This window comes from Cytobacillus solani (assembly GCF_006704205.1).
Classification (GTDB): Bacteria; Bacillota; Bacilli; order Bacillales; family Cytobacillaceae; genus Cytobacillus; species Cytobacillus solani.
The window spans coordinates 495,601-517,971 of record NZ_CP041305.1 but is presented as its reverse complement, the minus strand read 5'-3'; the positions used below and the strand labels follow the sequence as shown (position 1 = coordinate 517,971).

Below are 22,371 nucleotides of genomic sequence, written 5' to 3'. Positions count from 1 at the left end.
AGCTTTTCTAAAAAATAGACTGAAATGACAGTCATGTCGCATAATTTGTATATAAAAAGCAAAACTCGCCACAGTATTGGCGAGTTTGCTTCGTTATTTATATCCAGAACTACTTTAAGAAGGTTTTACGCTTATTTTCGTAGAAATTATTGTACAAAAGGCAGTAGCTTTTGTTATAAATTTTCCTAGCAATGCTTGATGAGAGATTACATCTATTTTCCAAGAGAAGGGGATTACTATGATCATTAAAATGACAAAATCTAATATGAATGATTTTAATAAATCGAATGAAGGTTTCATTGTTACTGGGAGAATTCTACCTACATATGAAAACAATGTTTGGGAATTTACGGAGGAGGTCTTTTCTGAGCCATATTTCAAGAAATATGAAGATGAAGAAATGGATGACAGCTATATTGAAGAAGAAGGGAAGGTTGTTTATTTCTTTTATGTTGAAAATACTTGCATTGGTCAGATTAGAATACGTTCTAATTGGAATGGATATGCCTTTATAGAAGATATTGCTGTCGCTGAAGAATATCGAAAAAAGGGAGTTGGAACAGCATTATTGAATAAAGCGATTGAATGGGCAAAGGAGAATAACCTTTGTGGTCTTATGCTAGAAACACAAGATATTAATGTTTCCGCTTGCCATTTTTATGCAAAAAATAACTTTGTAATCGGTGCAGTTGATACGATGCTTTATTCAAACTTTCCAACTGCTAATGAAATTGCAATCTTTTGGTATTATAAATTTTAATGATAAATTTCACTTAAACTCTTACCAATATTTTAGCTTCTTCAGCGGAGCATGTTCAAGAATGAGAAAAACTACCCTTTTACATTAGAGAGAGGCGAGGGGAATAAAATGAAGTATTTTACTAAAGAATGGTATGAACTGTGTCAAAAAACAAGTTTCCATCTGCCTTTAGAAGAAGAAAAGCAAGTTGAAACATTTTCAGAAGAATATTTTCAAACACTTTACAACACCGAATTGATTCGTTGGCTTGATTTTCAAGAAGAAGTTGCTTCTATAACGGAAACAACAGAAACAGGAAATAGAGAGAATGATAATGAAAATACATCGTTTAATAGAGAGCAGGCAATAGAACAATTTCATGAGTCTTTTCTATATAATCAAGCGTGTTTAAAAAAGGAATTACCAGAAGCGATAGTAAAAGAAATAGCCGATATAAGGGTGTTTGCTTTAAATAAAGCAACTCGTTCGGTTATTAACGCTGTAACTAATTTTTGTGAGAACAATGAAAGATCTATAGCTGCCACAAGTGAGAAGTATAGAAGATACTTTAAAGAAGCCTCCCTATCATTTGATAATGAAATGGTTGAGAATTTTGGCTTTCATGATTGTACGATTATCAAATCAGTTCAGAATGGGAAGTCCTTAACATTGCTCCTTGATATATCAGGAGGTTTTACAAATATAGATGAAGTCACCTTTGAAAATTGTACGATTATCAAACAAGATGATTTGTTGGATGATTCATGGTGGCTGTATGAGGAAGTTTATCAAGTGAATGACCAATACGAGTTTCACGTCTTGCTTCAAAATAGCAAGATGGGATTAATTGACTTTATTATTTCAGCGGATCAAGTCTCCTTTAAAAGTAACTAAAGACATTCATTAATCCAATCGAGTCGAATTGGGGATATTTTTCCGGTCCCGGAATCAACAGTCCTGATAATCAATTTATTGATGCCAATCTAAGACGCTTGTTGGCTCTTAGTACAAATAATTAGATGAAAAGTAGCATTATATTAGGCTGTTTTCGTAAACTTTGTTTCTTTTAGGATATAAATTGGAGAGGTTTGGATACAATGGTGTAATTTACAAAGGGGTGATAAGATATGGAATTTCTTTTAGTATTATTTATATTTCCTATTATTGTTCTTGTAGCATCAATTATCGGTTTCTTTTTGGTTGGAAGAAGGTGGTTTGTAATGCCACTATTCACTTTCGTTGTATTCACTATTTTAACTTTCACCGTTTTCAATGAATCTTTCTTTATTTGGGTTATAGTTTATATAATACTATCAGTTATAGTTAGTTTACTTATGAAATTTATTAAGAAGTAAATTTGTTTTTCTTGATAGGGAGACATACCGACAATTCTCACTTAATGACAGCTATTCTTCCAAAGGAAGAGCAGCTTTTTTATTTTTAGCAAAAAAGTATTCCTGAGATGAAGAAGTATTATTATATCTCTTCGGTTCAGATTTTTGTTTAGACTTGGGTGTTCCATATTTAAAATAACTGAAAATTAAAACTTTATAATGGGATAATCGTATAATAAAGAAAGGGGGGATTATATGTGGTGGTTTATTAAATTAACTGTGGGAATTTTGTTGTTTTCTTTATGGATCGATTACAGAAGGAAGAAGAGAAGAAATGATAAGCATACCAAGATCATTGATCCTAGTATAAACAAAGGGAAAGTGGGGAGTGATTGGAATAGTGGGGATGGTCCTGCCGGATTCTAAATCGTTTAATAAGGAAATTCACTATTTGTACGAACGAGATACTGGTCCGTGTAAGTGGGATGTTGATTATTCTTTACGGGGGATATTTGAAAACTTACTTATATATAGCGAAATAATTAGCAAGGGGAGATGAAATCATGGCAAAGTATGAAAACACTTTGATTGGTGAATTTGAGAAAGTAGTTAAGCATTTGGAAAACGATATTGGCAATAGTGGAATTAGCATGAATTTAGTTGATGAAAGCAATTATACGATTGGGACTACTAAAATAGCTGTGCGAGTGTATGATAAATATTTTATGAGAAATGGCAACAGAGCAAGTTTGAGCCTAACTGTAGTTGGTGATAAGAGTAATATTTTTATTTCAGCCATTGGGGCTGGCGGAGGAAGTGGAGTTCTATTTAACTTTAGTCTTGGGGCTGAAGACGATATGGTGGAAATCGTGCAAAAAAGTGTAGAACAAATGAAATAATATCATGTCTAAGGGTTGGATGAACGATATAGAAGGATTATATAATATCCTATCATTTATAATGGAGAAGATTTCCTTGTAATCTGAAGACACTTATTTCACTTTTTAATATAGGTACTAATGGATCAACATCACTCAACATACAAAAAGGGATTGTCCTAAAACCAGACAACCCATTTTTGCTGTTAATGATTCAATTCAACCGTTTCATTCCCATCAGTCGATTTAGCGCTTTGCCCTGTCATGCGTTTATAGAGAAAGGCGATCTTCTTCGTAAAATTACCGGTTTCCCAATATTCGGCTGCTTCCGCTTTTACCTTGATCAAGACAACATTCGGGTCATCATAAGAGGTTTGCATAATTTCCTCATATACTTTGCTCCACAATTCCTTTTTCTTGTCTAAATCATCAACGATTTCCGCTCTTCCACGGACGGAAACATAGGATTTACCTGCATAAGCCACATTCACATCCTGGTCATGTAGAATTTCTTCATATTTATTTGTCTCTTTTTTAGTGAAAAACCATAAGTCCCCATCAAACTCTACTTCTTGTGTTTTCATAGGACGAGAAACTAGCCCTTCTTCCGTTACCGTAGTCAGCATGGCCGTGTCTACTTCTTTGATCAACTCTCTTAATGTTTCCATTTCTTCTTGTTTTATCATGTTAGACATCCCCATCACCTCATTCATTCATATTTATAGAGGTATACTACCCTTTATACCAACTTTTATGCAGGTTTGGTGGATTACTAAACAAACAAATAGAGGATTTAAAAGATTGAATGGCGAAAATCTAGGGCCTAAGAAATTACACAAGATCACTTCCGAATCACGCGCGGCCCTTTCGGAACCTTGTTGATCATCTTTGAATGAGGTTTTAAATAGTAAAGCAATAGAAACAAATCACCATGCACGCATCGTGATTTGTTTATCCATGAAGCAGGACTTATCGAATGGTCTTTTCTATATTTCTACTTATTTGAATGCTTCTCTGACGGGATATTTCGTTGAAGCTCATTAATAAATTTATAAGTTAATGGTGCACTTTCTTTTAACTCCTCATTAGTATCTGAGCCAGCATAAAAATAGGCAAAAGCTTCGGCGAAATATTCTTCCTTGTAATCGTAATAGGGATTGTCGTTAAAATCATCATGCTCTAAAGTGTGAATTTCGGTAAACTCATCTGAATAACTAATATTGTTAAATACATAATTATCAATGGCGTGTGCTGTCTCATGAAGCTCAAGGTTTACAGAGCTATGCATTTTTTTATAACTGTAGCCAATTCGTGCAACAACTGTCTGCCCTCCTACACCAGGTACATCATCCCAAGTATATGGAGTATGTTCCCATCCCCTAGGAACTTCTCCCTTTAAATATTCGTATTCAGGCAAATCAGTAAGAGGAAAATTGATAAGTTTAACCTGAACCCCTTGCTTATACATAACATTCAAAATATTAGTTGGAATGCTCCAGATACGATTAACCATATTTAAAGCCTCTTCCTGATCATAATCTCCTTTTGTTTCAACAATCACAACCCTTTCAAGGACATGATTCATTTTAAGTGATGGTGTATTTCCAGATTCCCCTAAAGCACCAGTAGAAAAAGAGAATGTTAAAATAGTCGCCAATAATAGCGTGGAAAATGCCCTTTTTCCTTTCAGTAAGATATTCTTCATATTACTCCTCCTAAATTTGGTGATTTTTAAGTTAAATATTCTAATGAAATCAGTAATTTCCCTTCATTATTGTTAATTTCAGGTTAAAGTACCTAAGATATTTTTATTGTTTTAATAATTTCATAGAGTTATTGCATTATCGAAGGGATTAAGTACTTTGTAACATTCTTTTTTCTTACGTATGATTAAAGGAATATATAAGGACAGGACTATATTACTGAATATTCAGTAATATTTGAAAATGGCAAAGAACGGTTATATAATGATCTAAACGACAAGAATCACTTGCTTCTAAATCATAGGAATGAATGGAGGGATTTACTTCTAAATAGTAACTCATCTAGTGAAAACGATCATAGCAAGATTTATAGTGTACGAACTTACGAGGAGGTTTTTCATGAAAAAATTGTCTGTTCTACTTGCGGCTGTCATTTTAGCATTTTCTTGCACACTTACATATCAACAAAGTAATGTATCTGCAATGGATTCAACGGCAATAGATATACATTTTAACTCAACAGTCGTAGATAGCCATAATGATACGATGATGAAGGTTGTTGATCCAAATACATGGCTGCCAGCGACCGATATTAAAAATAATACACCATTCCACATTGATATACCGAAACTTCATGAGGGAGGGCTTAAAGTTCCGTTTTTTGCAGCTTATACATCAGGCTATTACGGAAATAATGAGCGCAGCATAAGCAGAACATTAGCTTTAATTAATGCACTTTATTGGACTGAAGAAAGGAATTCAGATATTTTCAGTATCACTCCTTCTTTAAAGGAAATTGAGAAAGCTGTTCGCGATGGAAAAATCGCAGCTGTGCCAACTGTTGAAGGTGCCTATTCCTTAGAGGAACATAATGCAATTGGATTACTCCATCAATATTACGACCTTGGGATAAGAGCAGTTGGATTTACGTGGAACTATTCAAATGCCTTAGGAGAAGGAGCAAACAGAGTATATGGGGATCCAAACAGAACCCCTTCTCAAGGCGGGCTAACTGGACTGGGTAAAAAGGTCGCACAAGAAATGAATAGACTAGGAATGATCATTGATGTATCACATATGTCTGAAAATACCTTTTGGGATGTTATAGAGGTTTCTAAAGCTCCAATTATTGCAAGTCACTCAGCCGTCCATTCATTAAGAAATCATCAACGAAACTTAACAGATGATCAGCTTAAGGCATTAGCAAAAAATGGTGGGGTAGTAGGCATTGTTTTTTACCCTGAATTTTTGACGTATGGGTATCCAACTAAACCAAACTATATAAAGGACTATGTTGATCATATTGATTACGCTGTTAAGTTAATTGGCATCGATCATGTAGCGCTAGGCTCTGATTTTGATGGAGGGCCACTGCCAGCCGATATAAAAGATTCTTCGGAATTGTATAAGGTAACAGAGGAATTAGTTAAAAGAGGTTATTCAAAACAAGATCTTGAGAAGTTATTAGGAAAAAATACATTGCGTGTTTTAAAAGAAGTAGAAAAGGCGGCAGCCCATAACCCTAACAATGTCGGCCAAAAGCTTTCTATTATCCCAGCATTCAAAATGGGTGAAGTGATTCAAAGCAATACGCCTCTTTTGAAAGCTGCTATCGTACGCGATAAAGGATCTAAATTAGATGAGGCCAGTATGCGTGTGATCGTCGATGGCATGGAATATCAGCCAACCTTTGACAAAGAAAATTCAACTTTATCCTTCCAGGTGAAAGAAGATTTAAAAGAAAAATTCCATGTAGTTACGTTCGAAGTTGCTAATCATGCTGGTAAAATCACCAGAGAAACTAGAATATTCTATGTCAATCAATAAAACTGGAAGTGTCATTTAAAGAAAAAGGTAGAAGAACACGTGCAGATGCATTGTGTTCTTCTTTTATGAATAAACCAGGCATCAATCCCTCAAACAAGTAAGTAAGCATAAAATATTCCTCTCTATTTTGAGATCAGCATATAAGTTCAAATCTTCACAAAATGTTCAAATTATTAAGTTTTAAAACATGCAAATAGGTGTATCATATAAGTGAAGAATATTCTGACTAAATACAAATAAAGGGTGTATAGAAAATGCGAAAAACAATGAAGAAGCTTATTGAAGAAAATAAACAAGAGCTATTAAATGACAAAAAGGCTTTAGAGAAAATTGAAAAACGGATAGAAGCACGGCATGAATTAAAAAGGCTTGCATAGATCTTAAGATTTTCTGAACAGGTGAAATACTTTTTATAAAAAGGGCTGCATGTTATTCATCTGAATCACTCACAGCCCTTTGGCCCCTGCTTAACTACCCTTACGAAGCAATCACAATTTGCAGAGAAAAACACGCTATTTTCAGCGTGTTCAAGAATTTTTATCCCTATCGTTAAATTGCAAAATGCGATTACCAACATCCCAAAGCTAATCATCAGAGATAGTGCTTCAAATGTACCCATCTATACATCGCCTCCCTATATTCAGCCTTCCCTGGTCCCAACTTGTCCTATACAAACGAAAATAAGTTGGTTGTTTGTACCCAATTTATTGATGCCGGGCAAGTGACTGGTTCTGTTCTGAGGGATATGTACAAGTCATGAATAATTCAACTTTTGATGTATTACAAAAGCACCAAGACAGATGGAGTGAACTTATTTTGATGAACTACTATCTATTTTAACGAGTTTCATGTCTTGCTTCAAAATAGCAAGATGGGATTAATTGACTTTATTATTTCAGCGGATCAAGTCTCCTTTAAAAGTAATTAAAAACATTTATGAGCATCTGCTCACAGACAAGTTTTGTTTACATAGAAAAAAGTTATTATATTATTATCGGTAAGTAAAAATGCTCAGATTTTTCTGAGCGTTTTTTGGCATATCTTTACTAACTAAATTGAACAAAAGCTACCATTAGTTCAATAAATCCCCTTGAGATCAGTAGGTCATTAGTATTTAACGAAGGTGATAACGCTTCGTTTTGATGCAATCGTACGTCTTGAAAGCTCTTCTATCCATTTCTTTGAGTCTAATTGATATTCACCGTATTGATTTTTGTAAGTTTTTTTTAATAGATTTATCGTTCTAGCCTCTTCTGGATAATTATGTGATAAAGGATAACCCTTCCGTCCTTCTTCAAATATATATAATTCTACAACGTCCCCTATTTCCATAATTGAATCCAAAAATGTAATAAATTCGATGTCATCTCTTCCAAGTTCATAAATATAAGGGAAGGAAAAAGGTAATCTTTCCTTATATGCTTCACCATTTAGAAATGGATAATTATTTCCATTTGTATGATATTCAGGAATAGGCTTTAATGTAGCAATAAAATAATGAGCTGTCATCGTAAATATCCCTTTCATAAATAACAATATCTTCAAGAAGATACCCGTTTATTAAATAGGGTTTGGTTCATTTTTTATCTTTTTTTTGCTTCAGTATGATCTCTTCAACAAATTGATTAAATTTCTCCTCAGCTTCAGTCCGAAATTTGACGGTAAAAAGTAAATGATCATCAGGATGTTCCTCTTCCTCTAGATAATCTTCATAAAAAATGTCCCACATTCCTTGGTCATTTTTAAACCCAATTGCTTCTATAAAGTCATCCGTATCTTCGACATAATAATTAATATGCCAATGTCGACCTTTTACATGTTCCTTTATTTCGTCTGCATACGGTTCAAACGATGTTTCCACTTCAATTAATTCCATCCCTTGGGATAGATGATTGCCATGGATCGGGATAGGTTCAGGAAGTTCTTCATTATCATATAAGATTCCTGCCAAAGAATAAGCTAAATCCTTTTGTGCATTCTTTAAGGCTATACGTTTGGATGTTCCTCTTGATAAAGGATAGTCCCACCCGTGTTCAGGAAAAAGAGTAGGGAAATAAACACAAAACATTCCTTCCTCCTCCTGTTGTATAAATGCTGGATAAACAAATTTATTGGAATTTATCATAGATATACATCCCATCTACTTATTATACGAACTATTTGTCAGTTGCTAATTATACCGAAATTTCACCAGTAATCCATCCTTTGATAAATGCGTCTAACGAAGAAGCAATCCAGCTTCGGCTATCGTCTTCGTGGTTCCATACAAATATGTCGTCTTTTTGGATAGACCCGTTTAATATGGAGAAACCGAATAAATCACCATTGCCTGCATCAGAGAAAAATAATAAATGATCAAAAGGCATATAGCAGTCTTTGTATTCCTCAAAATTTCTATAAAATAAGTTATCTTCAACGATTTGTTCTGTTGACCAAATTAGAGGACAATCATATTTATCAAATATCCCGTTTGTTTCATTGAATAATTCTAATAATTTGCAGGGCAATTCAACATTTAATTGCTGTTTAATAAGAGTGATTTGAGCATTGGTTGCGGGTGCTTTGAAATGATAATCTTTCGATATGGTCTCAATATAATTTTTCCACATTTTTCGATTCCTCCCTTTTTACAGTTATCTTACCGGTTATAATATACAACCTATCAATATGTTTACTTTCTTCAACAAAAGCCCCAATTACTTTAACATTATTTCACAATCTATTAGAAAGACACTCGCAAAATAACTATCTAAAGAAATTTTTAATGGCATCAAGGCGTATTTTAAGACTACAATTGTCGCAACAAAAAATCCTACTCCTGCTTTCCTTAAATTGTTTATATTTTAGTGAATCTTCATATACTTTGAATTTTCTTTTACAGCTATAACAAAGTATCTCATAGTAAATCATTGTTATCCCCCTAAGCCGCACATTACTTTTTAGTTGATTTATCGAAGATCGTAACCAGTTCTCTAGCATATTCTTGAACATCTAAATGAGGCTTTCTCACTAATTCCAAGGTGAACCCGTCAATAGCATGTCTTATTGTTAACGCTATCACCCTTACTGCTGGTCTGGTAAATTCTCGGAAAATACCTTCTTGCATTCCTAGGGTAAGAATATTTTCAATCGGGAGTAAAATAGCTTCATCATGGTCTGCTGCAAACTGAAGTTTGCCATTGTCCGTTCTCTTATTAGAAACCACTTCTATAACAGCAAAAACATGCTGACGATTTTCATCTATAAATGTAAGGTTGGATTCAATATACACCCGTAGCATTTCTTTAGGAGATGTTTGAGCTTCTATTCTTGGAGCAACATAGGCTTGCCAAGCCAAATAGTATTCGATAGGTATTTGCTCCAATAATTCCTCTTTATTTGCAAAGTGATAAGAAATAACCCCCTTACTGATATTTGCACGTTTTGCAATCTGTCCTAATGATGCTTGAGCGTAACCTACTTCTGCGATCGTTTCAATCGCACATTCCACAATTTGAGTTCTACGGGCTTTTTCAATGAACGACATTTCTTTTTGGTTAGTTGGTTTATTTTTTTTACTCATGTTTTAATTTTAGTACAGTCGTACGAATATTTCAAACGAAAAAATATTTAGGTGGAGATTACCTAAATATTTCATCATGTGAATGCTATTTAATAGAATAAAAGAGGACTTTTCATGAAAAAAGTGAACGTATCATTAAAGGAGGGAATGAAATGAAAGATTCTGCTAGAGAGATTTATAATAAGTTAGCGAATACCTATCGATACGATGTGGATGAAGGAAGTCCCTATAATGCCTATTATGAACGCCCGGCTATGATGGCAGCTTTGCCTCCTGAATTAAAAGGAAAAAAGGTACTTGATGCTGGTTGCGCGGCTGGATGGTATTCTTCTCAATTATTACACCAAGGGGCAGCTGTGACGGGGATAGATGTAAGTCCCGAAATGGTGAAAGCAGCGAAGGATCGATTAGGGGATGCAGCAGCATTTCTTTGTCATGACCTTCAAGAAGCCCTACCATTTAACGATGATTCCTTCGATGTAATTATCAGCTCACTTACGCTTCATTATCTAGAGGATTGGACTCACACTTTTCAAGAATTCAATCGCATTCTTAAAGCAGGCGGGACCTTTTTATTCTCCGTTCATCACCCATTTAGAGACTATACCCGATTCAAGTGTGAAGATTACTTTGAAACCCAAGTCTTATCAGAAACATGGGACAAACCTAATATAACCATTGATGTCAGCTTTTACAGAAGACCTTTGCAAAGCATCGTAAATGAAACCACCGAATATTTCACTCTTAATCAGCTGATTGAACCCCAACCGCAAGAAAAGATGAAAGAAGTGAAGGAAACAGCTTATGACTACCTCATGACCAATCCTCATTTCCTTATCGTAAAGTCTGCTTCAAAAAAGTCTATGGAAAACTAGCTTCTACGTGTATGTAGGGATAATCCTTTAAATTTATAGATCGCATCAGCGCTAAAGGGGCAGGGGAATAAAGGTTGAATATAAAGTTCACTTAAAATCGGGGGTGTTGTTTCGTGTAACTAGCTGTTAGCTTCTTCTCTTATATAAAACTGCAAGAAATCGCTCATGGTTTATAGAGAGCATAAATAAGCCACCTTAGTTATCACACCAAGATGCCTTCCTGCTGTCTGCTGTATTAAATTCCTAATAGAAAGTACCAATAAGATTGGCAACAGACGTTTGGAAATATCGCTGAATAAGGCTAATCCGTTTTATTCCCCTCCTCAACAGCAATAACCTCTCTTGCTGCTTCTATGAAAGATAATATGATTGGTGAAAGCCACTTGTCTTTATGCCATGCCATATGAGTATATACGTGCAAGTCCGAAAGCTGCCATGGAAGAGCAACAAGATCACCCCGTTCAACCTCGGTTTCCACTGTGATTTCAGGAAGAAAGGCAATTCCGATTCCCGCAATTGCACATTGTTTAATGGCTTCGGCATTTTGAAACTCTAAATAAGTAATACTATCAATGCCCTTTTTCTCAAATGACCGGTCAAACATGGTTCGATAGGTACAGCCCTTTTCATTCACCAGGAATACCTCTTCGTGAAAATCTTCCTGCTGTAGTACAGGCAGTTTCGCAAGTGGATGGTCAGGAGCAACGAACAAGCGGAACGTTTCTTCCAGTAACGGTTCTACAGCAAGTCTCGTTGAGAGAATGGTTTCGTCCAGCATAAAGACGACATCCGCGGTTCCATCAAAGAGTGTTTGCTTGAGTTCCTGATTTGGAACAGAGCGGAAGATCAGACGAACTCCTGGATGGCGGGAACGAAATCGCTTAAAGACAACTGGGAGGCGATAGGCGCAAAGAACCTCGTTGGCACTTATTGTCAAGGTGCCGCTAAGATTTTCGTTGTCATGAACGGTACTGCGAGCTTCGTCCAATTTGTCTAGAACGCTTTGGATATGAATTGAAAAGCGCTTACCTGCAGCTGTGAGAACTAGCTGCTTGCCCAAGCGGTCAAAGAGACGAACACCAAGCTCATCCTCCAATGCTTTTATTTGCATCGTGACGTTGGAGGGGACGTAGTTCAGTACTTCCGCAGCCCGGGTGAAATTTAAAGTTGAAGCAACCGTTCGGAATGTAATCAGTTGGCGCAGTTCCACCATCATTTCCCCCTTTTACTTTCAATAATATTGAATACTGCTTTGAATTTTATTCACTTTTATTGAGAGTAACACAGCTTTATACTGACAACAAGAAATACATTCTTATGTCTGTGTTTCATTTTGAAGGGAGAGATACGAACAATGGATTATGAAATTTTTGATTTAGGAGACGTAACCTTGCAGTCGGGTGTGACGTTACCGAATGCTTTTCTTGCTTATAAGACTTATGGAAAATTGAATGAAAAGAAAGATAATGTCATTGTCTATCCAACTGCTTTTGGCGACCAGCATGTTCAAAATGAATGGTTGATTGGAAACGGCATGGCACTAGATCCGAGAGAATATTTCATTATCGTTCCAAATCTGCTGGGAAACGGATTATCTTCGTCACCTAGTAATACGCCTCCTCCATTCGACAAGGCTAATTTTCCGCAGGTAACCATTTATGACAACGTTACATTCCAATATCGGCTTGTTACCGAAAAATTCGGCATTCAAAAAATTGCACTCGTGGTTGGATGGTCAATGGGCGGCATTCAATCATTCCAATGGGGAGCAAGTTATCCCGACATGGTGGAACGAATTGCCCCTTTCTGCGGAGGTGCAAAGACTTGGCCGCAAACGTATGTGGTCCTGGATGGAATGAAAGCTGCCCTCATGGCTGCAGTTGGATTCGATTCAAGTAAACTAAACGAGTTGACTTCTGCAGACATGCGCGCTGTTGGACGTGTGTATGCGGGATGGGGTGTATCGCAGGCCTTTTACAGAGAGGAACTTTATCGTGAGATGGGATTTGAATCATTGGCAGAGTTTGGGGTTGGCGTCTGGGAAGATAGCTTTATGAAGATGGACCCGCACAATGTCCTCGCTATGCTATGGACAGGTCAATTTGCAGATATTAGTGCAAACCCCGCCTATAACGGAGAATTTGATGAGGCGCTCAAAAGTATTAAAGCGCTTGCTTGCATCATGCCAGGGAGCAGTGATCTATTCTGTACGGCGGACGATAATAAATACGAGGCAAAGCTTATACCTAATGCTGATTTTACTCCTATCGAGTCGATTTGGGGCCATTTTGCCGGTCGCGGAATCAACAGTGCGGATAATCAATTTATTGATGACAAACTTAAACGCTTGTTAGCACTTAGTACAAATGAGTAGATGAAAAGTAGCTTTATATTGTTTGTTGTCCTCGATTCTAACTTAAAGCAATTGTGAGGGAATGACCTTAAATTATAGGGCAGCGGATGTATTTTGATTTTCCTAACATTAACTGTCCTGTATTTTTTCAATGACTTCGATGAGGCTTTTTGAAGTAATGAATACCTGGTGGACAAGTTAAAACAAAAAGAAGAGGCTGTCCCAAAAGTTGTACATGGGTGTCTCTTCTAAACTAATCAGTTCACAATCATTTTTTAATAACAAAATCCAGTAAATACTCATAATCGACAGGGATTTTATGGACTAAATCAAAAGAATGGTTGTCTAGAACTAGTAAATTACCTTGTTTTTCGCCTTCTTTTTCAAGTAAGTAAATTTCTTGTTTGTTTATGTCTTGATATAATAGTCTATACGAGTTTTCTTTTTTTATATAATCTTTATCTAGAACAGTGAAAGTCGGTTTCTCTTTGAATGATAACAAACCTAACGTGGTTCCTGAGCCTTCATTATATACACTGTGCAAAGCAGCCTCTTCATTTAGCAAAAGTGTACCGCCGCCTTCAATCTTATAATAGAATTCTTGAGGCGGTATCTCTTTAAAAGGTTCGTATGTTTTAAAATCACCGTCTTTATCAATTACAAAGAGCTTTCCATAATTGCCAATTATATATGAATGGTCCTCATTTGCATATACGGGATAAAATTCTGTCGATTGTTTATTGAAGTTTGTATATTCAGCGGAATCATTTTGGCTATCAATTATCGCTATAAAAGCTTGATCAGCAATTCCTTCATCATTCACCTGACCGTTTCCTGCATAGATGATTTTTTCTCCCAGCTGTAATAGCGGAGACCAGTTTGGCGGATATCCATATTCAGTTTCATAACTCTTCTCTCTAGAAAAGTTTGAAATAGACATGTTAAATTGGCCATTTTCATTTGTATTTTGATCCCCTGTCTTATGCGAGACAATGGTTTGGAATAAAACATCTTGACCAAAATGTTTAATATGATCAACTCCTACATCATAGTTAAAATAGGTTAAATTAACCTTTTTAAATTTGCGTTGATCTATATCATAAGTATAAAACCAATTATCAATGGCTGCCTCACCGAAAAAAGAAACATACAATTGGTTGATTTCATTTGGCTTTTGATGAATTTCCATTCGGAAAAATTGGTCATCTCTAATTTCATACTCCTTAAGCACCTCTCCTGTTATGGATACTTCCTTAACTAGTGTAAATGATTGAGAGGTTCTTGGATCGGCTGGATAGAATAATAAATAACGATCTTCTTCTTGATCTTTTATCTTAGGACTAAAATTTTCAATTCCTTTAACAACTATGCGGTTACTATTATCTGTTGATTTATTCCATGCATAAATAGTAATCATGATCCCAAACAATATTGTTATGGTCGCAACAAAGAGTAATTTTCGTTTCATAATTCCTCCAGATACCCTTATTCTTTACTATTAATAGAATGGTGTTTTGTAAAATAAAAGTACAGAGTATTGCATTGGTAAAATTATGCTTCGACTTTACATGAGAGGTGAGCATGCTAGCCTACGTGTCATAGCCAATCCTTATGGCTGCTGGCTTCTTGGCTAAAGGAGCATGCCAACGAAGCTTCATGTCAAGTTGCAATACTCTATACTAGAATTGAAATTATGTTTTTTTCTCTTTGCAAAATACAAGAATAATCTAGTATCTTTTGTTAGTTTCTCTAATCCTTAAATTTTTCCAGGTAATGAAGTGCCCCAATTCTTTATTAAACGAGTATTTGCATCAATTCTAATATCAAATGGAATGACAAGTAAATATCCGCTCCAATGTAAACCTCTAGCACCTCGCAGATCATATCCTGCATTATGCCACTGTCTCATCGTAAGCTTAGAGCAATACCAATAATTGTTATTCCAAAGAGCAGTTTTAAGTGAATATGGCTCACCTTTTTGGTTTAAACCAAATGTAACTGCATTTTTTCTTTCTGTAGCAGTAGCGTTTCTTCCTAATAGAGTAGTCACTTTATATTGCTTAATGCCAGAAGCACCTTTCCATAATTTATCTCTATTCCAATGATGAACTTTATTTCCTGATCTTGATGTTTTAGAGGCTTCAATTACGTAATAATCAGTGGTTGACAGCACAGCTGTATGACCTGTAAAAGAAGGCTCTCCAGCAGAACTGTCGCTGCCTATTCCGTAATACAAAATATCACCGTAACGCCAGTATTTAGTAGCCGAAAGAGAGTTAGACTCCTCCGTACCATCCATTAAAATAGAGTCGCTATCCTCTCCTTCACCTTGAATTTTATTTGCTTCTAAGTCTAATTCATCTAACTTTTCAGCCAGTGCCTCATATTCGTATGATTGCACAGACTCATCAAGAGAATTAAAGTATTCCTCTACTACAACATGTATATTGTTAACTTGATCTAAAAAAGTCTCTTTTTGTTTTTCAATCTCTGCCTGAGTACATATATCATAACATTGTACTTTATCCGGACTTGATAAAAGTAAATTATCTATCTCCTGAATCTTGGCTTCAATTACACTTAATACCTCTTCATTTACTTCATTACTTTGTGCATTTCCTTCTAGCGGACTTATTATCAAAATACCACTTAACATTAAGGCTAATATTGGCTTAAGTTTCATCTCTCTTTCCTCCTTTGTTTATTGAAAAATAAAAAATACATAGAAATGAAAGAAGTTGGTCTGTAGCAACAAACAGATTTACTTTGCCAGATATCTTGTAGGATTTAGAATGGGGTTTTAATTGAGGTTAATTTAAGATTGTAAGCTGATTTGTAGTGCAGTATCCCTAGGTATCAAACTTTGTCATTTACTTATTTCTCTTGACTAAAATATTTAATAATAACCAACCCCTTTATGAAATAATCATTATTTAAATACCAACTAGTCGGTATTTAATTTTATCATATACTTTTAAGTATGTTATAATCAATAGTAAGAATTTCCTAAAAAAGGAGTTTATTATGATGAATCTTTATCAGAAACAATCCGAAGACACAATTAACAAATTAATGCAATCAGGAATTGAACTATTTTCTAAACAGGGATATTCTGCGACGAGCATTGATCAGATTGTAAAACACGCTGGTTACTCTAAAGGGGGTTTTTATGCTCATTTTTCTAATAAAGAGGAATTTTTTCTAAAGTTGATAAAAGAAGGTATTGATTTCTTCTTTGAAGATCTGCAGGCAGTTCTTAATAAAAAAGATCGAGATTTGCTTAATGTTTTTTTACAATATTCAAAGCGTTTGTTAAATGAAGCTTATGAAAAGGGATCTTCACCGATGCTTCTTCAAGGATGTATGATTTCGAATGAATTACCACAGATAAAAGAAATGCTTATTCTCCAAATGGAAGAATGGAGAACATTCCTTACGCATTTTATTCAAGAAATGAAAAATGAAGGGATTGTCGGAAGTCCTTTAGATGCAAGAACATTAGCAACAGCAGGCATGGCTCTATTTAATGGATTTAATGTACAGCATTTTATTGACAATCGAATTCAAATTGAGGATGCAGTACCTGTGATTATTGAACTGTTTCAATTACAAGACCCTAATAAAAAATAATGATGGAACTATTACCATCTATTCTAAACACAAATCAATCGACACTTTAATAGGATAATTCCAGAGATTTAGCCCCATGCAAAGCTTGGGGCTAAATCCCTGGAATTATATTTCAATTAATATATAAATTATAAGGAAATTTTTAGCAGACATTTACCAATAGAAATACGCTCTCGCTCCTAATGTGGATTTAAATCAACACCTGAAATTTCGGCATTTCAGCAATTACAAAAATGGATTGCCCTATAACCAGACAACCCATTTTTGCTGTTAATGATTCAATTCAACCGTTTCATTCACATCTGTAGATCTAGAGCTTTGCCCTGTCATGCGTTTATAGAGAAAGGCGATTTTCTTCGTGAAATTACCGGTTTCCCAATATTCGGCTGCTTCCGCTTTTACCTTTATCAGGACAACATTCGGATCATCATAAGAGGTTTGCATAATTTCCTCATATACTTTGCTCCACAATTCCTTTTTCTTGTCTAAATCTTCAACGATTTCCGCTCTTCCACGGACGGAAACATAGGATTTACCTGCATAAGCCACATTCACATCCTGATCATGTAGAATTTCTTCATATTTATTCGTCTCTTTTTTAGTGAAAAACCATAAGTCCCCATCAAACTCTACTTCTTGTGTTTTCATAGGACGAGAAACTAGCCCTTCTTCCGTTACCGTAGTCAGCATGGCCGTGTCTACTTCTTTGATTAACTCTCTTAATGTTTCCATTTCTTCTTGATTTATCATACTAGACATCTCCATCACCCTCATTCATGTTTATAGAGGTATACTACCCTTCATACCAGCTTTTATTCAGGTATGGGGGTTCACTAAGCTAACAAATAGAGGATATATATGATTGAATGGCGAAAATACTAGGGCCGAATAATTTATATAGTCAAGTTGGACCAGTCGATGTCATAGTAAAGGAGGAATATTCATGATAACAACAAGTGAAAAAGAAAATCTATTACTGAATAGCGATAAAAATTTTAAAGCTTTGCTTGAAATCATTGAATCCATCCCTAGCAGAAAAAGGGACATTTCTATTGAAACGCAAGAAAGAGATAAGAACTTTCGCGATGTCTTGATGCATCTGTATGAATGGCACGCAATGCTTGAGAGGTGGTCTAGAGAAGGGATGGATGGAGATCCCCCTTTTATCCCGGCACCTGGGTACAAATGGCGAACAATTAATCTATTAAATCAGCAAATTTGGGAAAGCTATCAAGATGTAACATTCAATCAAGCGATAAAAAAATTGAAGCTAAGCCATAAAAGAGTGATGGAACTCATTCAATCACATACCAATGAAGAAATCATGACAAAGAAATACTATAAATGGACAAAAACTAGTAATTTATACAGTTACTTTGCAGCAAATACTTCCGATCATTACATTTGGGCAATAAAGAAATGTGAAGCAATCGCAAAGTCTATAAAAGAAAGGAAAGAGGAGCATTTTGTGAATTAATTTAAAGGGACTTTTTTAATATGGTATGATGGATAAATGGAACAGAATAATGCTCATTACTTTTGTAATCGCTGTAATAAGAGTTCCAACTGTTGTTGTTTAAGCAGAAAGGAAATGATCTTTTGTTAAAAATTCTTCGTTATGTGTTTTCTGGAATAACCATTTTAATTGCTTCATATGGACTGTTTACGGAAGATTTTACGTTTGGGAGTTTTATGATTTTTTTCTTAGCTCTAACCATGCTGGTTATGGGGTTAGAAGAATTTAAAAAAGGACACAAAGGAATGGGATGTCTTCTAATTGCTGTTTTTTTATTTTTATTTTTTGTATCAATAAAAGGATTCCTATTAAGCTGAAGGGTGCGGTTGCAGAATCATGTAATCGCATTTTTTTATTGAAAATAGTGGTGCAGAATAGGGGAACAAGAAGAAAATCCCTGCAAAACCACTTCCGCATTAGGTGTCTTCCATGACTTCCTCTGGAATCAGTCTCCTATCTAAGAGCTTCATAAAAGTGCAGCATGCATTTCCTCATGAAGACGAACTGATTGTTATTGTATACCTCCAACTAATTTCTGTATTCGAGAAAAGAATCGACTCAACCTCGCCATTACAATCTCCATTGTTTTTTGTGATGATCGTCACGAAATTGTCTTCACGTTTGGCGTATTCTTTTAATAAGAACGAGACCAACGACGTCATGGATGATAGGAATGCTGTTGATGGGTCGAGGATATGGAGGAGGAATGGAGGATGGAGGCTTCAAATAGGTTATTAAGTGCTCCACTGCAGCAATTAAAGGACGAGCATGTGTCACTCCGGGAAGAGATGAATCGTTTCTATGAAATCACAGAAGAAATAGCGTTCGAATCAGATGTCATTCGATAAAAAGGTCTAAGGGTTGGTATAGTTATCAATTATTCTAATAATAACCAAATTAATATAGATATCTTAAAGGATTTTGATTGATTAATATAATTTGAAGATTGCAGCCCAGTTAGGATAAAAATATTAAATTTTTTAAATCCTAGGCTAAAAACTTTTTAAACTGGGATCAAAAGTTGACATGATTATAGGGAATTACCATATGCAGGTAAATAAAAAAGTGTATATGAATCAATACATCTTTTAAGAGTTTTGATTCATACACACTTCAAAAATCTATAATAAACAGAATAAATACAAAGGGAACGAATTAAATGAATTACCTATAATAAATTAAACTTAAAAGGTGAATTCTCACCAACTGATTACGTCCAATAGTTTACCACATTCGCTACTTTTCACTTTAGACATAAGATGTGTTTGGAAGGGGAGAAAGTTAGAATTTCTCATCTTCTAAAATTCAGACAAACGAGACCCTTAATGGGGCGCCGAAACTTCTAGGATTTCTTAAGGTTTTTTCTATGAATGTAGAAGCGTGTTCTGTACTTTTTCACGTATTTGCTATAATGAAGCACAAAACTGTGATACGAGTAAGAGATTTTTTACGGTGTCCGGTTACCTGATTCATACTTATGATGGAGAAGGGATAGTGTCACATTGGTTTTACCAGCTCTTCATGAATATAATTAAAATTCTATTGTTGTATGTCTGAAGCCTTCATATTCTTCTCCGGAAAGAGAAACTCCTAATTCAAAATATTCCCCAATACTTCCTCAAAGGAACAGATTAATCCCTTCTACACAGCAAATCCAATGATTACTTTTTGACGAGATTTACCTATAATTGCAAGAATTTTTCTAGATTGAACCTAAATCCTCAATCATTTCCAATAACAATGGCACATTTGAGGGGGCACACAATCATAATACGAAAAGGCGAAATGGAGTATTCCCTGTTAATTAGTGGTACATTATTAGACACTAGGTGGTAAGAACGATGAAAATGGTGGCATACTTCTTTGGTTGTAACCACCAACTGTGTTATATATTTTATTACAATGATAACTACTAAGATGTAAATAGATTAGGTATGCAAAAATAAAAAGGTCGTATTGTATTATAAGGATGATATAGGATTCTGCTAATATTTGTCTTTTATTTATCAACTACAACCCCTAATTTATTTCCATCTAAATCGTAAAAATCAAACCCTATAATAGCCCCATCATCATAGATCTCGGTTACATTTACTCCTTTATCTGTTAACCTCCTGTGTGATTCTTCAATATTGTCTGTTGTAAAGTTATAGTAGGTATTTTGGTACTCAGGATTAGCTGTAAATGTTGTTGGCTGCTTTTCGTTAACCCTTACTAGGCTCAAATATTGCTTTTCTGAGTTGAAATAAAAATCCGCACCTTCATTTTCTGGCCAAGTACCAACATAATTTAATTCAAGAACATCCTTATACCATTTAACAGATCTGTTTACATTAGTAACTGGAATAAAAACTGCCCCTATTTTTAACATTTTCTTCCTCCCTTAATTTTGTATTCATTATATATAACGTATAGGAATTTCTATAAGGTACGCTAAAAGGAAAAATTTAAACAGCGATTACTAAAATATTTCCTTCAATGTCAGTAAACTCAAATGAAATTTGTCTGCCAAGAATTTTTCGGTCTGTTTTTATATTAATTAAAGATAGATTAATATAAGCATCCCGTATTAATAATGGATTATCTGTTTTAAATGCATTTATAAACTCCTTAATCAACATTGTTTTACTTTCAGTAATTAATTTGTTTTTCCTTTTGTATTTTGCTGTTAAGCGAGTTAACTTTCTTCTTGCTCTAAATAATGCTGCTTTAACTCCTCCTTCTGTGTTCTCTAAAAGAATACTTACTTCTTTTGGGGTAAAACCAAATACATCAATCAATAAATATATGGAAGCCTGCATAGGCGGTAAAATACTTATAAGAGTTTCCATTGCCTCCTCAAGAAGAAATGGTTTTTCATAATTTTCATCATATGAAATATCAGTATATTCATCTATTTCTATTGTTTTTTTTCGATGAAAATCAATCCATACTGTAGATGCTATTTTAAAAAGGTATGCCTTTGGGGCCGGGTGCACCACTACCTTAGAATAATATTTATAAGCTTTAATCAAAGTCTCTTGTTCCAGGTCTTCTGCATCCCACTTTGTACCAGCTAAAAGAAAACAGTAGCGAGTAAGATCTGTTTGATAAGGTAATATCCATTCACTGAATTCCATTAATAGTCCTCCAATAAATTCTAAGTAGTATATAAAAAAACAGAAAATTGGTAATATATTTTATTTTATGTAATTAAAACGAATTATTAAAGGGAAACTTAAAGAGAAAAAAGGTAATTTTTAAAATATGTCGAATCGTTAAAGTGTGAATTTTTTGAAAAAAGAGGAGGAACTTTAATGATTAAGAATCGGGAGCACATTATTGGTAGTTATGATATCACGTTAGCAACGAGTAAAGATGAAGAACAAGTTATTTCTCTCTTGAAAGAGGTTGCAGGCTGGTTAAAAGCTAATGAGATAGATCAATGGGGATATTTAGCAGAGGGCGGAGAAGATGAAGAAATTAAACAAGCTATTCTTAATAAGAAAACATATGTTGTTAAAAAAGGCGAAGCATTAGTCGCAACTTTTACTTTATATGAAACCCAAAGTGAATGGGATCAACATATTTGGGGCAAGTTAAATGATGGAGCGGTTTACCTTCATAGGTTAGCATTGACTAGCAAGGCTATTGGTACTGGACTAGGAAAGAAAATATTATACTGGTTAGAATCATATATTAGAGATAAAGGAATAGATACTTTAAGATTAGATTGTGTAGAAAACAATATAAAGCTAAATAATTTTTATCAAGATAATGGTTATGAAAAAGTTGGAACAAATGATGAACATTCTAAATTTCAAAAAATTTTATAAGATTAAGGTCCATTCCATCATTGGAATGGATTTTTACCTTTGCTCACCTTCTGGCTTTGTTTTAGTTGTAATATTAAACAATAAAAGACTAACCTTAGGGGACAAATTTTATATATCCTTGAAACAGGAAGTACGAAAT

At 34.8% G+C, this 22,371-nt stretch carries 28 protein-coding genes; 14 read left to right on the top strand and 14 right to left on the bottom strand.

All coding sequences use genetic code 11. From position 1 onward, the window contains the following. Positions 1–238 precede the first annotated feature (238 nt). The 5 genes from satA (at position 239) to FI644_RS02620 (ending at position 2,972) form a co-directional block, all read left to right on the top strand. A complete protein-coding gene (gene satA / locus FI644_RS02635) occupies positions 239–760 on the top strand; it encodes a streptothricin N-acetyltransferase SatA (protein WP_053474858.1) in 522 nt (173 codons plus the stop codon). Positions 761–868: 108 nt separating this feature from the next. Continuing rightward, a complete protein-coding gene (locus tag FI644_RS02630; RefSeq protein ID WP_053474859.1) occupies positions 869–1,633 on the top strand; it encodes a DUF4085 family protein in 765 nt (254 codons plus the stop codon). Positions 1,634–1,866: 233 nt separating this feature from the next. Beyond that, positions 1,867–2,094, top strand: a complete 228-nt coding sequence (locus FI644_RS02625) for a DUF2651 family protein (protein WP_053474860.1) — start codon at positions 1,867–1,869, stop codon at positions 2,092–2,094. A gap of 234 nt (positions 2,095–2,328) precedes the next feature. Continuing rightward, positions 2,329–2,499, top strand: a complete 171-nt coding sequence (locus FI644_RS26200; protein WP_156319087.1) for a hypothetical protein — start codon at positions 2,329–2,331, stop codon at positions 2,497–2,499. A 137-nt stretch (positions 2,500–2,636) separates the two neighbouring features. Continuing rightward, on the top strand, positions 2,637–2,972 hold the full coding sequence (locus FI644_RS02620) for a DUF6054 family protein (RefSeq protein ID WP_053474861.1): 336 nt from the start codon (positions 2,637–2,639) through the stop codon (positions 2,970–2,972). Between the two features lie 185 nt (positions 2,973–3,157). On the opposite strand, the gene FI644_RS02615 is transcribed toward FI644_RS02620, so the two are convergent. Next, positions 3,158–3,646, bottom strand: a complete 489-nt coding sequence (locus FI644_RS02615) for a pyridoxamine 5'-phosphate oxidase family protein (RefSeq protein ID WP_053474862.1) — start codon at positions 3,644–3,646, stop codon at positions 3,158–3,160. Positions 3,647–3,945: 299 nt separating this feature from the next. After that, complete coding sequence (locus FI644_RS02610; protein ID WP_082620631.1) at positions 3,946–4,656, bottom strand: anthrax toxin lethal factor-related metalloendopeptidase; 711 nt, start codon at positions 4,654–4,656, stop codon at positions 3,946–3,948. 397 nt (positions 4,657–5,053) lie between these two features. Here FI644_RS02610 and FI644_RS02605 point away from each other — a divergent pair, with 397 nt between their 5' ends. Beyond that, positions 5,054–6,481 carry a dipeptidase gene (locus FI644_RS02605; RefSeq protein WP_053474863.1) on the top strand — a complete coding sequence of 476 codons (1,428 nt, stop codon included), beginning with the start codon at positions 5,054–5,056 and terminating at the stop codon, positions 6,479–6,481. Positions 6,482–6,735: 254 nt separating this feature from the next. Next, complete coding sequence (locus FI644_RS02600; RefSeq protein ID WP_142107995.1) at positions 6,736–6,858, top strand: FbpB family small basic protein; 123 nt, start codon at positions 6,736–6,738, stop codon at positions 6,856–6,858. Between the two features lie 65 nt (positions 6,859–6,923). On the opposite strand, the gene FI644_RS26195 is transcribed toward FI644_RS02600, so the two are convergent. The 6 genes from FI644_RS26195 to FI644_RS02575 form a co-directional block, all read right to left on the bottom strand. After that, entirely contained in the window at positions 6,924–7,100 is a 177-nt protein-coding gene (locus FI644_RS26195; RefSeq protein ID WP_156319088.1) for a putative holin-like toxin, read from the bottom strand. Positions 7,101–7,588: 488 nt separating this feature from the next. After that, the gene (locus FI644_RS02595) at positions 7,589–7,990 is read right to left on the bottom strand and encodes a hypothetical protein (RefSeq protein ID WP_053474864.1); all 402 of its coding nucleotides are present in this window, start codon (positions 7,988–7,990) and stop codon (positions 7,589–7,591) included. Positions 7,991–8,057: 67 nt separating this feature from the next. After that, on the bottom strand, positions 8,058–8,549 hold the full coding sequence (locus FI644_RS02590; protein WP_231690032.1) for a type II toxin-antitoxin system HicB family antitoxin: 492 nt from the start codon (positions 8,547–8,549) through the stop codon (positions 8,058–8,060). Between the two features lie 106 nt (positions 8,550–8,655). After that, positions 8,656–9,090, bottom strand: a complete 435-nt coding sequence (locus tag FI644_RS02585; RefSeq protein ID WP_053474866.1) for an SMI1/KNR4 family protein — start codon at positions 9,088–9,090, stop codon at positions 8,656–8,658. Positions 9,091–9,226: 136 nt separating this feature from the next. Next, entirely contained in the window at positions 9,227–9,391 is a 165-nt protein-coding gene (locus tag FI644_RS26710) for a DUF2197 domain-containing protein (protein WP_082620633.1), read from the bottom strand. Between the two features lie 22 nt (positions 9,392–9,413). Then, positions 9,414–10,043, bottom strand: a complete 630-nt coding sequence (locus FI644_RS02575) for a TetR/AcrR family transcriptional regulator (protein ID WP_053474867.1) — start codon at positions 10,041–10,043, stop codon at positions 9,414–9,416. Between the two features lie 152 nt (positions 10,044–10,195). Between FI644_RS02575 and FI644_RS02570 the strand changes: the two genes are divergently transcribed. After that, on the top strand, positions 10,196–10,918 hold the full coding sequence (locus FI644_RS02570) for a class I SAM-dependent methyltransferase (protein WP_142107994.1): 723 nt from the start codon (positions 10,196–10,198) through the stop codon (positions 10,916–10,918). Between the two features lie 301 nt (positions 10,919–11,219). Here FI644_RS02570 and FI644_RS02565 read toward each other — a convergent pair whose 3' ends face one another. Beyond that, positions 11,220–12,128 (bottom strand): LysR family transcriptional regulator, encoded by a 909-nt coding sequence (locus FI644_RS02565; protein WP_053477465.1) that lies wholly within the window; start codon positions 12,126–12,128, stop codon positions 11,220–11,222. Positions 12,129–12,272: 144 nt separating this feature from the next. Here FI644_RS02565 and FI644_RS02560 point away from each other — a divergent pair, with 144 nt between their 5' ends. Next, on the top strand, positions 12,273–13,292 hold the full coding sequence (locus FI644_RS02560) for an alpha/beta fold hydrolase (RefSeq protein WP_053474869.1): 1,020 nt from the start codon (positions 12,273–12,275) through the stop codon (positions 13,290–13,292). 247 nt (positions 13,293–13,539) lie between these two features. Here the strand turns inward: FI644_RS02560 and FI644_RS02555 are convergent, their stop codons facing one another. Then, positions 13,540–14,739: a hypothetical protein gene (locus tag FI644_RS02555; RefSeq protein WP_053474870.1), complete on the bottom strand. Its 1,200-nt coding sequence runs from the start codon at positions 14,737–14,739 to the stop codon at positions 13,540–13,542. Between the two features lie 288 nt (positions 14,740–15,027). Continuing rightward, on the bottom strand, positions 15,028–15,954 hold the full coding sequence (locus FI644_RS02550; protein ID WP_142107993.1) for a YiiX/YebB-like N1pC/P60 family cysteine hydrolase: 927 nt from the start codon (positions 15,952–15,954) through the stop codon (positions 15,028–15,030). A gap of 341 nt (positions 15,955–16,295) precedes the next feature. Here FI644_RS02550 and FI644_RS02545 point away from each other — a divergent pair, with 341 nt between their 5' ends. Further along, positions 16,296–16,901 (top strand): TetR/AcrR family transcriptional regulator, encoded by a 606-nt coding sequence (locus FI644_RS02545; RefSeq protein WP_246066996.1) that lies wholly within the window; start codon positions 16,296–16,298, stop codon positions 16,899–16,901. A gap of 270 nt (positions 16,902–17,171) precedes the next feature. Here the strand turns inward: FI644_RS02545 and FI644_RS02540 are convergent, their stop codons facing one another. Next, positions 17,172–17,660, bottom strand: coding sequence for a pyridoxamine 5'-phosphate oxidase family protein (locus FI644_RS02540; protein ID WP_053474872.1), 489 nt, complete (start codon positions 17,658–17,660; stop codon positions 17,172–17,174). Positions 17,661–17,844: 184 nt separating this feature from the next. Between FI644_RS02540 and FI644_RS02535 the strand changes: the two genes are divergently transcribed. The 3 genes from FI644_RS02535 (at position 17,845) to FI644_RS27085 (ending at position 19,265) form a co-directional block, all read left to right on the top strand. Next, a complete protein-coding gene (locus FI644_RS02535; protein ID WP_142107992.1) occupies positions 17,845–18,378 on the top strand; it encodes a ClbS/DfsB family four-helix bundle protein in 534 nt (177 codons plus the stop codon). Between the two features lie 122 nt (positions 18,379–18,500). Further along, a complete protein-coding gene (locus FI644_RS02530) occupies positions 18,501–18,734 on the top strand; it encodes a DUF3953 domain-containing protein (RefSeq protein WP_142107991.1) in 234 nt (77 codons plus the stop codon). A 396-nt stretch (positions 18,735–19,130) separates the two neighbouring features. Beyond that, a complete protein-coding gene (locus tag FI644_RS27085) occupies positions 19,131–19,265 on the top strand; it encodes a hypothetical protein (protein ID WP_256376279.1) in 135 nt (44 codons plus the stop codon). A gap of 1,151 nt (positions 19,266–20,416) precedes the next feature. On the opposite strand, the gene FI644_RS02525 is transcribed toward FI644_RS27085, so the two are convergent. Together FI644_RS02525 and FI644_RS02520 are read right to left on the bottom strand one after the other, a co-directional pair. Next, positions 20,417–20,788, bottom strand: coding sequence for a VOC family protein (locus tag FI644_RS02525; protein WP_053474875.1), 372 nt, complete (start codon positions 20,786–20,788; stop codon positions 20,417–20,419). A 76-nt stretch (positions 20,789–20,864) separates the two neighbouring features. After that, positions 20,865–21,536: an RNA polymerase sigma factor gene (locus FI644_RS02520; protein ID WP_053474876.1), complete on the bottom strand. Its 672-nt coding sequence runs from the start codon at positions 21,534–21,536 to the stop codon at positions 20,865–20,867. A 177-nt stretch (positions 21,537–21,713) separates the two neighbouring features. Between FI644_RS02520 and FI644_RS02515 the strand changes: the two genes are divergently transcribed. Further along, a complete protein-coding gene (locus tag FI644_RS02515; protein ID WP_053474877.1) occupies positions 21,714–22,232 on the top strand; it encodes a GNAT family N-acetyltransferase in 519 nt (172 codons plus the stop codon). Positions 22,233–22,371 lie beyond the last annotated feature (139 nt).

Coding starts and splice junctions, on each gene's coding strand:
- satA (WP_053474858.1), top strand. CDS start 239: ATGATCATTAAAATGACAAAATCTAATATGAATGATTTTAATAAATCG.
- FI644_RS02630 (WP_053474859.1), top strand. CDS start 869: ATGAAGTATTTTACTAAAGAATGGTATGAACTGTGTCAAAAAACAAGT.
- FI644_RS02625 (WP_053474860.1), top strand. CDS start 1,867: ATGGAATTTCTTTTAGTATTATTTATATTTCCTATTATTGTTCTTGTA.
- FI644_RS26200 (WP_156319087.1), top strand. CDS start 2,329: ATGTGGTGGTTTATTAAATTAACTGTGGGAATTTTGTTGTTTTCTTTA.
- FI644_RS02620 (WP_053474861.1), top strand. CDS start 2,637: ATGGCAAAGTATGAAAACACTTTGATTGGTGAATTTGAGAAAGTAGTT.
- FI644_RS02615 (WP_053474862.1), bottom strand. CDS start 3,646: ATGTCTAACATGATAAAACAAGAAGAAATGGAAACATTAAGAGAGTTG.
- FI644_RS02610 (WP_082620631.1), bottom strand. CDS start 4,656: ATGAAGAATATCTTACTGAAAGGAAAAAGGGCATTTTCCACGCTATTA.
- FI644_RS02605 (WP_053474863.1), top strand. CDS start 5,054: ATGAAAAAATTGTCTGTTCTACTTGCGGCTGTCATTTTAGCATTTTCT.
- FI644_RS02600 (WP_142107995.1), top strand. CDS start 6,736: ATGCGAAAAACAATGAAGAAGCTTATTGAAGAAAATAAACAAGAGCTA.
- FI644_RS26195 (WP_156319088.1), bottom strand. CDS start 7,100: ATGGGTACATTTGAAGCACTATCTCTGATGATTAGCTTTGGGATGTTG.
- FI644_RS02595 (WP_053474864.1), bottom strand. CDS start 7,990: ATGACAGCTCATTATTTTATTGCTACATTAAAGCCTATTCCTGAATAT.
- FI644_RS02590 (WP_231690032.1), bottom strand. CDS start 8,549: ATGTTTTGTGTTTATTTCCCTACTCTTTTTCCTGAACACGGGTGGGAC.
- FI644_RS02585 (WP_053474866.1), bottom strand. CDS start 9,090: ATGTGGAAAAATTATATTGAGACCATATCGAAAGATTATCATTTCAAA.
- FI644_RS26710 (WP_082620633.1), bottom strand. CDS start 9,391: ATGATTTACTATGAGATACTTTGTTATAGCTGTAAAAGAAAATTCAAA.
- FI644_RS02575 (WP_053474867.1), bottom strand. CDS start 10,043: ATGAGTAAAAAAAATAAACCAACTAACCAAAAAGAAATGTCGTTCATT.
- FI644_RS02570 (WP_142107994.1), top strand. CDS start 10,196: ATGAAAGATTCTGCTAGAGAGATTTATAATAAGTTAGCGAATACCTAT.
- FI644_RS02560 (WP_053474869.1), top strand. CDS start 12,273: ATGGATTATGAAATTTTTGATTTAGGAGACGTAACCTTGCAGTCGGGT.
- FI644_RS02555 (WP_053474870.1), bottom strand. CDS start 14,739: ATGAAACGAAAATTACTCTTTGTTGCGACCATAACAATATTGTTTGGG.
- FI644_RS02550 (WP_142107993.1), bottom strand. CDS start 15,954: ATGAAACTTAAGCCAATATTAGCCTTAATGTTAAGTGGTATTTTGATA.
- FI644_RS02545 (WP_246066996.1), top strand. CDS start 16,296: ATGATGAATCTTTATCAGAAACAATCCGAAGACACAATTAACAAATTA.
- FI644_RS02540 (WP_053474872.1), bottom strand. CDS start 17,660: ATGTCTAGTATGATAAATCAAGAAGAAATGGAAACATTAAGAGAGTTA.
- FI644_RS02535 (WP_142107992.1), top strand. CDS start 17,845: ATGATAACAACAAGTGAAAAAGAAAATCTATTACTGAATAGCGATAAA.
- FI644_RS27085 (WP_256376279.1), top strand. CDS start 19,131: ATGGAGGCTTCAAATAGGTTATTAAGTGCTCCACTGCAGCAATTAAAG.
- FI644_RS02525 (WP_053474875.1), bottom strand. CDS start 20,788: ATGTTAAAAATAGGGGCAGTTTTTATTCCAGTTACTAATGTAAACAGA.
- FI644_RS02520 (WP_053474876.1), bottom strand. CDS start 21,536: ATGGAATTCAGTGAATGGATATTACCTTATCAAACAGATCTTACTCGC.
- FI644_RS02515 (WP_053474877.1), top strand. CDS start 21,714: ATGATTAAGAATCGGGAGCACATTATTGGTAGTTATGATATCACGTTA.